General features: G+C 34.8%; 11 protein-coding genes and 1 tRNA gene. 4 read left to right on the top strand and 8 right to left on the bottom strand.

Annotated features, from left to right (window positions below):
* Positions 1-55 precede the first annotated feature (55 nt).
* Genes UH7x_RS09310 through UH7x_RS09325 form a run of 4 tightly spaced genes read right to left on the bottom strand, consistent with a single transcriptional unit; the run spans position 56 to position 5,490 of the window.
* Entirely contained in the window at positions 56-1,840 is a 1,785-nt protein-coding gene (locus UH7x_RS09310; RefSeq protein WP_482363452.1) for a tetratricopeptide repeat protein, read from the bottom strand.
* 55 nt (positions 1,841-1,895) lie between these two features.
* Positions 1,896-3,167, bottom strand: coding sequence for a serine--tRNA ligase (gene serS / locus UH7x_RS09315; RefSeq protein ID WP_482363453.1), 1,272 nt, complete (start codon positions 3,165-3,167; stop codon positions 1,896-1,898).
* 45 nt (positions 3,168-3,212) lie between these two features.
* Positions 3,213-4,529: an HTTM domain-containing protein gene (locus UH7x_RS09320; protein ID WP_482363454.1), complete on the bottom strand. Its 1,317-nt coding sequence runs from the start codon at positions 4,527-4,529 to the stop codon at positions 3,213-3,215.
* 13 nt (positions 4,530-4,542) lie between these two features.
* Positions 4,543-5,490 (bottom strand): bifunctional riboflavin kinase/FAD synthetase, encoded by a 948-nt coding sequence (locus UH7x_RS09325; protein WP_482363455.1) that lies wholly within the window; start codon positions 5,488-5,490, stop codon positions 4,543-4,545.
* Between the two features lie 50 nt (positions 5,491-5,540).
* Between UH7x_RS09325 and UH7x_RS09330 the strand changes: the two genes are divergently transcribed.
* Both UH7x_RS09330 and UH7x_RS09335 read left to right on the top strand, forming a co-directional pair.
* Positions 5,541-9,308 (top strand): reprolysin-like metallopeptidase, encoded by a 3,768-nt coding sequence (locus tag UH7x_RS09330; RefSeq protein WP_482363456.1) that lies wholly within the window; start codon positions 5,541-5,543, stop codon positions 9,306-9,308.
* A complete protein-coding gene (locus UH7x_RS09335; protein WP_482363457.1) occupies positions 9,305-9,988 on the top strand; it encodes a hypothetical protein in 684 nt (227 codons plus the stop codon). The genes UH7x_RS09330 and UH7x_RS09335 overlap by 4 nt, the downstream gene beginning before the upstream one ends.
* Before the next feature lie 2 nt (positions 9,989-9,990).
* Here UH7x_RS09335 and pth read toward each other — a convergent pair whose 3' ends face one another.
* The 3 genes from pth to UH7x_RS09350 form a co-directional block, all read right to left on the bottom strand.
* Positions 9,991-10,617, bottom strand: a complete 627-nt coding sequence (gene pth, locus UH7x_RS09340; RefSeq protein ID WP_482363458.1) for an aminoacyl-tRNA hydrolase — start codon at positions 10,615-10,617, stop codon at positions 9,991-9,993.
* Between the two features lie 82 nt (positions 10,618-10,699).
* Positions 10,700-11,341 (bottom strand): 50S ribosomal protein L25/general stress protein Ctc, encoded by a 642-nt coding sequence (locus UH7x_RS09345; protein WP_482363459.1) that lies wholly within the window; start codon positions 11,339-11,341, stop codon positions 10,700-10,702.
* 26 nt (positions 11,342-11,367) lie between these two features.
* The gene (locus tag UH7x_RS09350; RefSeq protein WP_482363460.1) at positions 11,368-12,309 is read right to left on the bottom strand and encodes a ribose-phosphate pyrophosphokinase; all 942 of its coding nucleotides are present in this window, start codon (positions 12,307-12,309) and stop codon (positions 11,368-11,370) included.
* Positions 12,310-12,493: 184 nt separating this feature from the next.
* Here UH7x_RS09350 and UH7x_RS09355 point away from each other — a divergent pair.
* Positions 12,494-12,574 (top strand) — tRNA-Leu (locus UH7x_RS09355).
* 457 nt (positions 12,575-13,031) lie between these two features.
* Positions 13,032-14,441, top strand: coding sequence for a cardiolipin synthase (cls, locus tag UH7x_RS09360; RefSeq protein WP_482363461.1), 1,410 nt, complete (start codon positions 13,032-13,034; stop codon positions 14,439-14,441).
* Here cls and UH7x_RS09365 read toward each other — a convergent pair.
* Entirely contained in the window at positions 14,436-15,443 is a 1,008-nt protein-coding gene (locus UH7x_RS09365; protein ID WP_482363462.1) for a 2-hydroxyacid dehydrogenase, read from the bottom strand. The genes cls and UH7x_RS09365 overlap by 6 nt on opposite strands.
* Positions 15,444-15,494 lie beyond the last annotated feature (51 nt).

Consider the following 15,494-nt stretch of genomic DNA (forward strand, 5'->3'; position numbering starts at 1 on the left):
TTTTTGTGTTAGCTAGTAATTGAAAAATTGATTTAGACTTCGCCGGAATAGGCATTTAATTTATACTATCACCTCTAAGTTCTCTAAAGTGTCTTCTTGCTTGCGGAAAAAAGTAACTGTCTTGATAGCTGAAAATTATTTTTTCATAGGCATCCATGGCCTTTGCGGGTTCGTTTAATTCGTTGCGATATAGTTCACCTAGGTTAAAATGGGCATCATCAGCTAAAATACCACTTGCATAAAACTCTATTATTTTAGTATAATTAAATATCGCTGCTTGGTAATCTTTTTGTTTTTCTAAGAGTTTACCTTGTTTTAATAAAGCCTCATCTTCTATTTTTTCGCCCTTGTGGTTTTGTAGAATATCATCTAAGACTAAAATGGCTTCCTTGTCCTTATTTTGGTAGGCTAGTAAGTCTGCTCGTGCGTATTTTTTAAGTGCAGTTTGAGTTGAATCTTCCAATGAATTATCTGAGATTAACAAACTTAACTGCATAGCATCATTAGCAATTAATTGAGAAGTTGAACTTCGTAAGACTTTCAGTTGTGTTAAGGCCCAGTCAAAGTCGCCCTTATAAAAGCTGGTTTGTGCAACTTTAAAGCGAGCGTTCTGCCCCAGTACATCATTTTTTAAACGCTTTTGAATTTGCGAATAATAGATTAAGGCCTGATTGAATTTTTTATCATACACCAATATGTCAGCTAAAGACATTTTTACAAAAGCAGAACCACGAGTGTTTAGTGGTAGCTCTAAGCTCTTTTTAAGAATAGCTATAGCCGGTTCGGGTGTGTTTTTTTTAAAAGTCAAAAAGTTGGCGTAGTCCACTTGCAATTGTAAAGTCTGATTTTCATAACCATATTGGGTAATTAACTGGTCATACTTTTTTTGAATTTGTTCATATTCTTTTTCGTCTGCATCATTAGATTCTAATGCGATTAAATCTAATTGTGCATGTAATTTAATGACTTCATCAAATGCATTGTCTATTATAAATTGATAAATTTCTTTAGTGGTTTCCTGGTCTTGGCTTTCTAAAGATGTGGAGGCTAACATATTTAGGCGTTCAATAGTAGCGCCATCGGTGCGTTTGAAAATGGCTTTTTCTTGACGGAAAGCACTGCCAAATTGATTTTGTCGAACGAATAACCAGCTTAATAATTCGTTCCAAAGCGGATCAGGATTTTTCTGAGCATTGGTTAATAATGTCTTTTTAAGTAAGATGTTATTTTCGTTTTCAGCATCTTCATTAACAAAATCATCAATATTTCTTAGTACGCGTGATTGTGAAACTTTGCCTTCACTTATCAATTTTAGGTAAGAAGTGTACATTTTTTCAATTTCGCCTTCTTCGCCATAAATTCGAGCTAATTGAAAATTATAATCCAATTGTGGATTCAATTCCATTGCTTTTATAAAAGCTTTGGCAGCGTAGTCTAATAGTGCATATTTCTGAAAACGAAGTCCGATTCCGTACCCAAAATTGGGATTTTCATTGATTTTGTCAATTGCTTTTTGATAGTATTGGTTTGCCTTGGAATTATTGTTTTGTAGTGCGTAATTGTAACCGAGTTCAATGATAAAAGTGGGGTAGGTGTTTTTATCTTTCAGTTGCTCGACTAATAAATTCTCAGCTTCTTCGTAACGTTCGAGTTGTTGATAGCATTTTACTAGACCATCAGCGTAGTCGGTTCTTCGAGGACTTTTCTTAACAAGTTTTTCGTAAAAAACAACAGCTTTTTCAAATTCACCATCATTAAAATATTGTTTTGCAAGAAAATCTTCTTGGGCCACAATGCTCTGAAGTGAACAAAAAACGAAAAAAAAGATGAAAAATCTCAAGCGCAAGTTTTTTGTAAAGATACGTAGAATGGGTTATGTGGGTGTTAAAGACTTACTAATCAATAGTGTCAAAACCACAATAAGGCACCAATACTTTAGGAATTTTAATTCCCGCTGCTGTTTGGCAGTTTTCTAAAATACCAGCCAAAACACGTGGTAATGCTAATGAGCTTCCGTTAAGGGTATGTGCTAATTGACTTTTTCCATTTTCGTCTTTGAAACGCAATTTTAGTCTATTTGCCTGGTATGTTTCAAAATTAGAAACAGAACTAATTTCTAGCCAGCGGTCTTGCGCTGTAGAAAAAACTTCAAAGTCATAAGTAAGAGCAGCTGTAAAGCCTAAATCACCACTGCATAATCTTAAAACACGATAGGGTAAGTTTAATTCGCGTAGAATATCTTTTACATGTTCAACCATTCCGTCTAAAGCGGCATATGAATTCTCAGGATGTTCAACGCGTACAATCTCCACTTTGTCAAATTGATGTAACCTATTTAATCCTCTAACATGCGCGCCATAACTACCAGCTTCACGTCTAAAACAAGGTGTGTAGCCGGTGTAACGAATAGGAAATTCATCTTTATTTACAATTACGTCTCTAAATATGTTAGTTACTGGAACTTCTGCAGTTGGTATTAAGTATAAATCGTCTGCAGTTACATGGTACATTTGGCCTTCTTTATCTGGCAATTGCCCTGTGCCAAAACCCGAAGCTTCGTTTACCAAATGTGGCACCTGAATTTCGGTGTAACCGGCGGCCGTATTTTTGTCTAAAAAATAAGATATTAAAGCACGTTGTAATCGTGCACCTTTTCCTTTGTAAACAGGGAAACCAGCGCCTGATATTTTAACACCCAGTTCAAAATCGATGATATCGTATTTTTTTGCGAGTTCCCAATGTGGTAAAGCATTGGTATCTAATACGGGAATATCACCTTCTTTGAATATCTCTTCATTGTCATCTTCCGTTGTGCCAGTAGGGACTGAATCGTGTGGTACATTCGGAATTTGATATAGTAAATTTTGTAATTGTTCAGCAGTAGCGTTTAAATCATCACCCAATTGTTTTGATTCTTCTTTTAAGGCTCCAGATTTTTCTTTTAAAACATTGGCTTCAGCAGCTTTTCCACTTTTAAATAAACCGCCTATTTCTTTTGAAAGCTTATTGCTTTCTGCAAGTACAGTGTCTAATTTGGTTTGAGTGGTACGTCTTTTTTCATCCAATTCCAATACGCTGTTCAACAATGAATCTGCATCAATTTTACGCTTATTTAAAGCTTTGATGATTTCCTCTTTAATATCGCGAATGACTTGTAACTGTAACATTGGTATGTAATATTTTAAAGGGCAAATTTAAGTTAATCAGAATATTTATTCTGTATTGGAAGGAAGAATCCATTCATTATGCCAAAAATAATTCCATTCTGCCTTTGCTAAGTCTACTTTTGGATCTATAAATGTTCGAAATGGCTTACCGTTTACGCTTACTTTAGATGTTGCGTAGATTGAAATATCTTCACCTTTTTCGGCGTATTCTTTCTTAATTCGCTGTGCAAATTGCCAAATAAAATCGGGATTACTTCCTATTCTTCGCTGTTGTTTTTTAGATAAGTATTCATCTAAATTAATGAAAGTAGCTTTGTTGGTCTTGTTTTCCACAACCTTAAATGATACGCGTCCGCTCTTGCTACGCAACATCATACGCCAGCTTAAGCGGTGTCCTTCTTCAGTCCATAAAACATCATCTTTTATAAAATGATGTCGAATCGGAAGAACTAACTGTATACAAAAATAAACACCCCCTAAAATAAGTAGGATGTTTTTGTAGGGTGGAATTACTATTTCCGTTGATGAAACCGGAGTTTTTTTCTTAAAAAATATTTTCCTGATAGTCTCAGGCTCGAAAAAGAATACGGTAAATGCTAGTGATAAGTAAGGGAATATGCCTATTTGGAAAACTATAGAATTAAAAAGGTGAAAGAAGATTGAAATTGCAAAAGCTACCTTTCGAGTAGGTTTAAATAATAAAGCGGGAATAATTAAAAGGTCGAAAAAGATGCCTATAAATCCTATTATTTTATGAATTATTGGTTGTTGCAGTAAATCACCAATAATATAATAGTGAGCTTTGCCCGACATTAAAAGTTTAATAAAACTAAAGTCTATCCAATCACCATATAATTTAGCGACTGCTGCATATGTATAAACTATAAAAAGCTGTAGAATGATAATCCACTTTATATATCCATACATCGAATCACGTTTTAAACTTGCGTTGTTTTTAACGTCTATAGCATGGCTTCTGTTCGCTGGGAAGAAACACATTATCAGCGAAATTAATAGCAATAGATAATAATGGTTATTGTATGATGTTTTTTGCATAAAATATACACCGGCCCACAGCATTGTATAGCTAATAATGCTAAATCTATATTTGTAACCAATCATCACGAAAAGGCCAAGGGTGCCCATCGCAAAGAAATAAATATACATTCCGTAACCTGGAAGTGGTTGTAGCCAATCTAACCCAATAAAGTTGAAAGTAAATTTTGGTTCTACTAAGGTGTTTCTTACCCAGCCAGTAATAATGGCACCATAAGATTCTAAGGAAATCAAAAGTCCAAAGAAAATTCTAAATATAATTAGTGGACTATTATCAATTTTAGTAAAAAGTAATTTGTTGACCATATTAAATAGTCTCTTAGCTTGATAAAAATAAAAGAGAAGTTTCCTGGTCTTTCCCTAATTGAATTTTAAGTGATTCTACAGAGTCGAATTTACGTTCATCTCTAATACGATGTAAAATATTTACCTGTATGGTTTTGTCATAAAGGTCTTGGTTATAATCGAAAAAGTGCACTTCGATATTTCCACGTATACCACCAGTGGTGTTTTGTGCACCATTAACAGTTGGATTGTGGCCTATATTCATCATGCCTGAAATAAGCCTGCCATTAATTTCAGCATTTACAACATAAACTCCATTTTTGGGAATTAGTTTGTAAGACTCTTCAATGAAAATATTGGCAGTGGGGAAGTTTAATTGTCTACCTAAACCCTTTCCTTTTGTAACAACCCCAGTTAGCATGTACGGATAGCCTAAATACGAATTCGCGGTTTCAATGTCGCCTTCTTCTAAAGCATGTCTAATTTTTGTTGAACTTACCGAAATTTCATCTATTTCTTGAGCTGGAATTTCGTCTACTGCAAATCCAAAAGTACTCCCAAAGGTGATAAGGTCGTTAATATTTGCATTTCGATTTCTGCCAAAACGATGATCATAACCGATAACTATTTTTTTTGCTCTTAGCTTATTTACGAGTAAATCTCGTACGAATTCTGTTGCTGATAGTCTAGAGAACTCTTTTGTAAAAGGATGTATAATAAGTTGGTCTAGACCTAAATTTTCAAGAATTTTTGTCTTTTCTTCAATTGTGGTAAGAAGTTTGATATCAGAATCTTTCTGTAGTACAATTCTCGGATGCGGGAAAAAAGTTATTAAAGTTGATTTTAATGGAGTGTTTTTGGTATGTGAAATTAGGCGTTCTAAAATCATCCTATGACCTATATGTACTCCGTCAAAAGTGCCTATAGTTATGGCTGTGTCCTCCTGTTTATCGTACTTTAAGATGTTTTGAACTATGTTCACAATAGGAAAAGGATAAAAGTTTTATCTTTGAAGTTGGCTAAGCCCCCATTATGGTTGTAAAATTACGTTTAGTTTTTTCAATTACCATATTATTTCTGTCCTTTTACGGATCTGCCCAAAGTAACTATTGGTCAGCCTCGTCTAAGCAAAAGGCAAAAGCAGAAAAACGTATGGAGCTTCTTGCTATTGAAAACGGATTGCGCTTTTCATTAGGTGTGAGTGACTTTTCTAAGGCCTTGAGTGAAATTTCTGTAGCTCAAAAGAAATCTAGTATTATTTATTTTCCCGATGTTGATGGTGATTTGGTGGGCTTTAAAGTGGCTGAAACACCTGTAATGTCTGCTAAGCTATCTGCAAAATATCCAACGATAAAATCGTATAGTGGTTATAGTATAAATAAAAAAGGTGATAAAATTCGGTTTAGTGTCTCCCAAGATGGTATTCAAGCTATGATTGTACATGCAGATGGTACAAGTAATTCCTATATGCAAAAGGTTGCGGACGATAACTATGTAGTTTATGCTAGAGATTTGAATGCTAAAAAGGATTCGGACTTCATTTGTTCGACTAAGACTACAGCTCTAAAAAGTGGAATTGCTAGTTCAGCCAAACCTGTTGATGGGCAAGTTTTAAGAAAGTTTAGATTAGCGGTTTCGGCTACTGGGGAATATACAGAGTATCATGGAGGTACGGTAGCAAGCGCCTTGGCAGCTATTAATGCTACGGTTACACGAATAAATGAAATTTTTGAATCGGATTTGGCAATAACACTGGAGTTAATAGCGGATACAGATACTGTTATATATACCGATGCTGCAAGTGACCCATACGGGGCAAATTTAACAGCACAAGCACAATCAACATTTAATACAGAAATCGGTGCTGCAAACTATGATATTGGCCATTTGTTTCATAAAGATGCGGCAAATGGAAATGCTGGTTTTGTAGGTACAGTATGTATTGATAATCAAAAGGGAAGTGCTTTTGCTTCGCATCCAAATCCAGTTGGCGATTCGTATGATTTAGATTATGTGGCTCATGAGATGGGGCATCAATTAGGTGCAAATCATACTTGGTCTTTTGACGATGAAGATACGCCAGTGCAAACCGAACCCGGTAGTGGAACTACAATTATGGGCTATGCTGGTATATCAGGAGTTGATAATGTTGCTTCTAGTGGTGATGATTATTTTCATTACAATAGTATTGTACAGATATCAGATTATATTGATGGTATAAGTTGTGCGGTAGAAACGCCTTTGGTAAATAATCCACCAACGATAGTTCCTACAGGTAATTTTGTAATACCTAAATCTACCGCATTTGTGCTTTCTGGATCAGCTTCGGATGTGGATACGGGAGATATTTTGACATACACATGGGAGCAAATTGATGATGGAATAATTACCCAGTCCTCTTTTGGGCCAAATAATCCGACTGGTGCAAATTTTAGGTCGCAACGACCTAGTGTAGATTCTGTTCGATATTTTCCAAAGCTTACACGTATTCTTTCAGGTAATTTAACACAAACAATGCCTGCTATTAATTCTGCATGGGAAACGGTGTCGGATATTGAGCGCGATATGAATTTTGCACTAACTGTTCGAGATAATGCAATAGGAGGTGGGCAAGTTGAAGCTGACCTAGTGCATGTTTCTGTTGTAAATAATGCTGGGCCATTTGTAGTTACTTCTCAGGCTGTGGCAGAGTCAAATGTTGCAGGTTCTGTAATGCAAGTAACTTGGGATGTTGCTAATACAGATAAAGCTCCTGTAAATGCGCAAGCTGTAGATGTTTTGTTGTCTTTAGATGGTGGATTGACGTATCCGACTACTTTGGCTACAAATATTCCCAATAATGGATCGCATAAGTTTGTTGTGCCAGGCACCCCTACAACCACTGCAAGAATAATGGTTAAGGCTAATGATAATATTTTCTTAGCTGTAAATGCGGCTAATTTTGAAATTTTGGCTTCAGAAATGGTATTACATTTTTCTGAAGTGGAATATGAAGTATGTCAGCCGAATACGGTAACAACTTCATTTGATTACGAAACATATTTAGGGTTTAGTGAAGAAGTTACTTTTAGTGTTTTTGCTGCACCAGAGAATTTAGTTGTGACTTTTACACCGCCAACAGCAACAATAAATTCAACTATTGATGTGGTTATTGCAAATACTGAGAATGTTATAGAAGATAATTATGAATTGGTTTTAATAGCTACTTCTGCTACTATTTCTAAAAAAGTAACATTGGATTTAAATATAAATGATAATGTTTTTACCGATGTAGTTTTGAGTGCTCCTTTAGATGCTTTGGAAGACGCTTCTGTAAATACAGAATTGCAATGGGTAGCTGATCCAACATACAGTTTATATGAAGTAGAGATAGCTACGGACGAACTTTTTGCAAATATTGTAGAAACAGTTATTCAAGAAGAAAGCACCTATTTGCCTTTAAATATAGAGCATGAAGAAACGTATTATTGGCGTGTTAAACCAATTAACGTTTGTGGTGAAGGAAATTTTAGTGCGCCTTTTAGTTTTACAACAATTGAATTTAATTGTGATTCAAAATCGGCAATAGATTTACCATTAGAGATATCGGCTGTTGGAACGCCAACAATAACTTCAAAAATTGCATTTTTCGAAGATTTACCGTTGTCAGATATTAATGTGAATTTAGATATTGATCATTCTTTTGTTTCAGATTTATCGGTGAGTTTAACATCTCCTGCTGGTACTACAGTTTTTCTTGTTTCAAATACTTGTGGAGCATCAGATAATATCACTGCTACTTTTGATGACGACGGCGCCGATTTTAATTGCGGTACAAATCCTGCGATATCTGGTATTGTGCGTCCAATAGGCAGTTTGAGTACGTTTAATGGGGAGTCTATTTACGGCGAATGGATACTGCAGGTAAGTGATGCTGCTGCTTCTGATGGAGGTGATTTAAAATCATTTTCTTTGGATATTTGTATAGAAGGTGAGTTTAGACCTGATGCTGATAAAGATGGGGTATTTGATGATGGTGATGATGTTTGTTTGGGCACTGAAATAGGAGCTACAGTTGACGCTAAAGGCTGTGCTGTTTTGCTTTTTCCAAAAGATAATTTTTCTGTTATATCGCAAAGTGAATCGTGTATATCAAATGATGATGGCCAAATTAGTATCACCGCAAATTCTACATTAAATTATGAAGTTACAACCATTGGTAAAGGTGTAAATACTACGGAAAATTTTTCAGATAATTATACAATTACTGGTTTGGCTGCGGGTATATATACTGTATGTGTTAATGCTATAGAGGATGCAACCGCTTATGTTGAGCAATGCTTTGAGGTGGTAGTAACTGAACCAGATGCATTGAGCGTTTCATCTAAGGCAGCTGTCGATGGCGAAAGTATTGTGCTAAATTTACAGGGATCATCGTCTTATATAATTGACTTTAATGGCACGCAATTAACTACAGAGCAAACCGAAGTGTCATTACAACTTAAAAAAGGCGTTAATACTTTAAAAGTGTCCACTTTGCTAGTATGCCAAGGAATTCATGAAGAGATTTTCTTCAATTCTACAGAAGTTATAATCTATCCAAATCCAGCTGCTGATTATACTAAGATTCATTTAGGTGCGACAAGTAAAAATATGAATGTTGCTATATTTACAGCAGATGGTAGGTTTGTTAAAAGAGCAATTTATACGCTTGAAACTGATGAAATTGAAGTAGACTTAATTGGTTTAACATCTGGGATATATTATTTGCGATTTGAAGGAGAAAATGTCAGTGGAACTTCTAAACTGATTAAGCTATGAGAATATTAAAGCTAATTCTATTGGCCCTTATTGTTGTTGTTAGTTGTAAGAAGAAGGATCCTGTTAATCCTCCAGAGGCAGCTCTCTTGGTATTTCCAAATAAGAATTCGGAGTGTACTGTAGGTAATGATATTAGTGCAACAACTAGAGAGGTAGATTTTAAATGGCAAAAAGCAAATAATACTGATTCCTATGAATTACGTGTTACTAATATTGATGTTAGCTCTACACAGACAATAAGTACGCCTGCATTGTCTGCTAGGTTACCGTTGTTAAAAGGTTCGTCTTATTCTTGGGTAGTACTTTCATCAAACGGACAGGTAACTCAGAAAGTTTCGAGTGCCACTTGGCAATTTTATAATGCGGGTACAGAAACCTCAAGACCACCTTTTGCTGCTGAAATTATTACTCCAGAGATAGGTGTGTCAATTTTTAAAGATATTAATAATGAAGTAACACTCAGTTGGGCTGGGTCTGATTTAGATAATGATATCGTTGAGTATGATATTTATTTTGATACAGTTACACCTCCTATTTCTATTTTAGCAACTGTGGATCCTAATACTACGGAACAAAAGGTAAGTGTAACTGCGAATACTGTTTATTATTGGAAAATCGTTACCAAAGATAGTGATGGACATTCATCTGATTCAGGTATATCTGATTTTAGAATATATTAGTCCTAGGTGCCATTAAATTCATTCATAGTGTTCTTCACACCTGCAAGTACAAATGATTTAATAGCTTCATTTGCACGCTCTATACGTTCTTTTAGTTTGTTTCTTTCTTCTTCATTCCATTCGCCAAGAACATAGTCAACTTGTCTTCCTTTCGAAAATTTTGCACCAACACCAAAACGTAATCTATTATAATTTGCTGATTGTAAAACATTCTGAATGTCCTTTAGTCCATTATGGCCGCCATCGCTTCCCTTTGTTTTTAATCTTAAGGTGCCAAAAGAAAGGTTGAGGTCATCGGTAATTACTAATAGGTTTTCTTGGGGGATGTTTTCTTTGTCTGCCCAATATTTAAGTGCTTTTCCACTTAGATTCATGTAAGTTGAAGGTTTCAAGCAAATAACAGTGCGGCCTTTAATTTTAAATTTGCCGATGGTACCAAGTTTTTGAGTTTCGAAGGTGAATTCTTGAGAATTGGCAAGCTGGTCTAAGATTTTAAAGCCAATATTATGGCGTGTTTCGGTGTATTCGTCACCAATATTTCCTAGTCCCACGATTAAATATTTTTTCATAGGGTCTTCTTCTAAAGCGATATTTCTTGTACTAAATAATGATTTTATAAAAGAAAACATAGCGTTTTGTAATGCGATAAAAATACAAAAGCATCTACCAAATGGCAGATGCTTTTGTTTATAATACTAAGAAACGAAGTTTCTAGTTTTCTCCGCCTTCTGCAGCTGGTGCTTCAGCTCCTTCAGCAGTTGCTCCTTCTTCACCTTCACCTTCTTCTTCATCCTCGTCAACAGCGACAGCCGCACGAGCAGTTTTAACTTGTACAACAACTGTGTTGTCTGGGTGTAGAATAGTGAAATCATCATTTAATAATGATTCTACAGTAATGTTGTCTCCAATTTTTAATTTGGAAAGGTCAACATTAAAGAAATCTGGTAATTTGTCTGGTAAAGCCTTTATAGCTAATTTTCTCTTTCTAAAAAGTAAACGACCACCGTTGCGAACACCAGGAGAGTTACCTTCTAGTTGAACTGGTATGTTCATTGTTACTTCTTTGTCATCAAATAATTGATAAAAGTCAATATGTATAATTTTATCAGTAACTGGGTGAAACTGAATATCTTGCATAATTGCTCTTAATTTGCCTTCACCTAAGTCAACCTTTACAGTATGCGCGTTAGGAGTGTACACTAAATCTCTGAATGCTAATTCATCCGCTGAAAAGTGTAATGGTTTTTCCCCTCCGTATACTACGCAAGGAACCTTTCCAGCATTACGTAGGGCCTTCGTTGCCTTTTTGCCCACGCTTTCTCTTTCTGATCCTTTAATTGTAATTGATTTCATTATATATATTAAATTAAACTTACTTACTACATTAAAAATTTTGAAGAAATAGAAGTGTTGTTGTGGACTCTATGCATAACATCTGCAAATAAATCGGCACAACTCAACACTTTTATTTTATCACTATCTCTTTTTACTGGAATTGAATCGGTAACTATTAATTCTTTTAATTGAGAATTTTCTATACGTTCTATTGCATTACCTGATAATAGACCGTGTGTTGTAATAGCTCTTACGCTAATAGCACCACGCTCCATCATTAAATCGGCAGCTTTTGTTAGTGTACCAGCTGTGTCTACCATGTCATCAACAAGAACTACATTTTTTCCTTCAACATTGCCAATTAACTCCATGTGAGAAATTACATTAGCCTTAGCGCGCTGTTTGTAGCAAATTACTACATCACTTACGAGTGCTTTAGAATAGGCATATGCTCTTTTAGAACCGCCCATATCTGGTGAGGCAATAGTTAAATTATCTAGATTTAACTTTTTCAAATAAGGAAGAAACATTGTAGATCCAAATAGGTGATCAACAGGTTTTTCGAAAAAACCTTGAATTTGATCAGCATGAAGGTCCATGGTAATTATACGAGTAGCGCCAGCAGTCTCAAGCATTTTTGCAATTAACTTAGCCGCAATAGGTACTCTTGGTTTGTCTTTTCTGTCTTGTCTTGCCCATCCAAAATATGGCATAACGGCAGTTATATGTCTTGCGGATGCACGCTTTGCTGCATCTAACATCAATAACATTTCCATTAAGTTTTCTGAACTTGGATGTGTTGAGCCAATTAAGAAAATTCGTGCTCCACGAACCGACTCTTCAAAAGAAGGTTGAAATTCACCATCACTATATCTTGAGATATCAACATTGCCAAGGCTCATACCGTATGATTCGGCAATTTTTTCAGCTAATGCGCGACTGTTAGAACAGGCGAATATTTTAGGTTCCGGAACTTGATATGACATAACTAAAATCTAAAACTCCAAAGGGTTAAACAATAGACTCGGAAGTCCCTGTTTTCTAAGGAGCTGCAAATTTAGACAATTATTTGTGTTGCAAAAGGATATTTGTTGCTTATTTTAGGGAGCTAATGAAAATATTTTATAGTTTTGCAATCCGATTTTAAAATGTCTTATTAAAGACAAGCATGCTCGAGTGGCGGAATTGGTAGACGCGCTGGATTCAAAATCCAGTTCCTTTGGAGTGTGGGTTCGATTCCCACCTCGAGTACAGCAAGACCTTCCTTTTTTAAGGAAGGTTTTTTTGTGGGATATAATTTGGGTGTGGTTTCCCCCGAAGCTTCGGGGCCAACTCGAGTACAGCAAGACCTTCCTTTTTTAAGGAAGGTTTTTTTGTAGGATATAATTTGAGTGTGGTTTCCCCGAAGCTTCGGGGCCACCTCGAGTACAGCAAGACCTTCCTTTTTTAAGGAAGGTTTTTTTGTGGGATATAATTTGAGTGTGGTTTCCCCCGAAGCTTCGGGGCCAACTCGAGTATAATACCACAAGGCTTAGGTTTACAGCTATTTTTTTGTTAAAAAGGTTATTAACTCAACAAGTATTAGACTTTAGAAGCTGACCAATATCATGTAATAAGCGTACTTCTTCCATTACTTTTAACTCATAAAATAGTTTTATTATGGTACAGTTACTATATTAAAACACTTAGTAATTTTCAATATATTCCTGTGTGGTCAACAATTTTTCTTTCATTATATGTTTTTGTTGCCCTAATCATTGTATTTAGTATTCTCTTGCATGGTGTTAGACCATCTAAGACTTTAGCATGGTTATTAACCATATTTACAATACCCGTAGGTGGTATATTGCTTTATATTTTATTAGGCCGAAATAGGCGTAAAAATAAATTGCTTAAGCGAAGAAAGAGATTTTCTTTAAACTCTTCCAACACTCCGTTAGTACATTCAGAAGTGCTAAATAGTGAATATGGCAAGTTGATGAAGTTAATCTACAAAAATTGTAATTTTCCTGTTACAGACGATAATCAAGTTGAATTTCTGAAAAACGGAATGAAAACCTTTGATGCAATTTTTGAAGCTTTAAACAGTGCCGAAAATCAAATTCATTTGCAATATTATATTTTTGAAGATGGTGAACTTGCAGATAGGATATTAAAATTATTCCAAAATAAAATTAAAGAGGGAGTTGAAGTTAGAATGATTTATGATGGTGTAGGTAGTTTTTCACTGACTAAAGCATATGTGAAAAAACTATTGGCCATTGGAGTTGAAGTATACCCTTTTCTTCCTTTTAAATTCGGCCGTTTTATAAGGTCTATAAATTACCGTAATCATCGAAAAATAATTGTGGTTGATGGTAAAGTTGCTTTTACAGGTGGCATCAATATTTCTGATAAATATTTAAAAGGTGACCCTGATTTGGGTAAATGGCATGATATGCATTTAAGAATTGAGGGTCCGGCAGCAAGAAATTTAGATGATGTATTTGCATCCGATTGGTACTTGGTATGTCAAAAATCAATCGCAATCCTACCTCAAGTAGAAATAGTTTCTAATCCTAAAATTTCAAATAAAATTGTCCAGATTGTATCGGGTGGTCCTGATGATGATTTTCCTGTTTTAGAACAAGCTTATTTTACAATGATTAATCAATCAAAAGAATATCTGTTTATAACCAATCCGTATATAATTCCTGGTCCAGCAATAATTCAAGCTTTGCAAACTGCCGCTTTAAGCGGTGTAGATGTTAGACTCATGATTTCAGAAAAAGTGGATAATAAAATTGTGGGTTGGTGTGTGCATTCTTATTTCGAAGCGCTTTTAAAATCTGGAATTAAAATTTATCTTTTTCCAGATGGATTTTTGCATAGTAAGATAATAGTTAGCGATGATTTAATTGCTACAATAGGAACGGCGAACCTGGATGATCGTAGTTTTGAACAGAATTATGAGGTTAATGCTATTATTTATGATGACACATTCGCAAAATTATTGAAAGACGATTTTCTAAAAGAAAGTAATATAAGTAAACTGCTTTCTTACGAAGAACATTTAAATAGACCTTTGGGAGATAAACTAAAAGAAGGTTTCGGAAGAGTATTTAGTCCGTTGTTATAAAATTAAAGTTTCGTACCCAATTTCATTTATACATGGTTTTTCATCCTCAAAATCGTTTAGGTTTTGTATTGTTATTGTAGCGATATATTTTAGAGCTTCTTTTGTTACAAATGCTTGGTGAGGTGTAATAAGAACATTCGGAAAAGATAATAGTTTTATAAGTTGTTCATCTTTTATGCCTTTATTTGAATTATCTCTAAAAAATATGCCCTTTTCTTTTTCGTATACATCAGCCCCATAGCTGCCTAATTTTCCTTCATCCAAAGCATTAATCAAGGCCTTGTGCTCCACAATAGCCCCTCTTGAGGTATTAATTAGAATAACCTCTTTTTTCATCCATGATAAACGTTCTTTATTTATTAGTTGATGGTTTTCAAATGTTAGTGGTATGTGTAAACTAATTATATCTGCTTTTTTACAAAGAGTTTCTAGACTAGTGTATTTTACGTTACACAATTCTATTAAGTCGGTATCCGGAATTAAATCATGTGCTAAAATATTACAACCAAAACCATTCATAATTTTGGCCATAATAGAACCTATATTACCAGTGCCAATAATACCTACAGTTTTGCCATGTAAATTAAATCCCATTAATTTCTCAAGTAAGAAATTGTACTGATGCACTTGTTGGTTTGCTAAGATTAGTTTTCGATTTAGTGCTAAAAGAAGTCCAGTTGCATGTTCAGCAATTGCATGTGGTGAATAGTTAGGAGTATTAGCAACTTTAAAGCCAATTTGATAGGCAGGTTTTATATGAATATTATTAAATCCCGTAGAACGAATAGCGATATAGCGAACTCCTACATCCCATAGTTTTTCTAGAACCACGTTGTTTGCATCATCTCCTGAAAATATAGAAATAGCCTTAAAACCTACTGCACTTATTGCTGTTTCTGAATCTAAAGCAACATCAGTATACGTAATATTATGACGATTATTATTTGCATTGTCCAAAAAAGGTATCTCAAATTTTTTAGCACTATAGACAAGTATTTTCATCTTAAATAATTTTATAATAATAGTAGCTATCTAATTTCTAAAAGCTCAAAA

The organism is Aurantibacter sp. UH7 (assembly GCF_056839165.1).

What these genes read in the sequence shown, in the direction of transcription:
- serS (WP_482363453.1), bottom strand. Translation starts at nt 3,167, where the DNA reads ATGTTACAGTTACAAGTCATTCGCGATATTAAAGAGGAAATCATCAAA.
- UH7x_RS09320 (WP_482363454.1), bottom strand. Translation starts at nt 4,529, where the DNA reads ATGGTCAACAAATTACTTTTTACTAAAATTGATAATAGTCCACTAATT.
- UH7x_RS09330 (WP_482363456.1), top strand. Translation starts at nt 5,541, where the DNA reads ATGGTTGTAAAATTACGTTTAGTTTTTTCAATTACCATATTATTTCTG.
- UH7x_RS09335 (WP_482363457.1), top strand. Translation starts at nt 9,305, where the DNA reads ATGAGAATATTAAAGCTAATTCTATTGGCCCTTATTGTTGTTGTTAGT.
- pth (WP_482363458.1), bottom strand. Translation starts at nt 10,617, where the DNA reads ATGTTTTCTTTTATAAAATCATTATTTAGTACAAGAAATATCGCTTTA.
- UH7x_RS09345 (WP_482363459.1), bottom strand. Translation starts at nt 11,341, where the DNA reads ATGAAATCAATTACAATTAAAGGATCAGAAAGAGAAAGCGTGGGCAAA.
- UH7x_RS09350 (WP_482363460.1), bottom strand. Translation starts at nt 12,309, where the DNA reads ATGTCATATCAAGTTCCGGAACCTAAAATATTCGCCTGTTCTAACAGT.
- UH7x_RS09365 (WP_482363462.1), bottom strand. Translation starts at nt 15,443, where the DNA reads ATGAAAATACTTGTCTATAGTGCTAAAAAATTTGAGATACCTTTTTTG.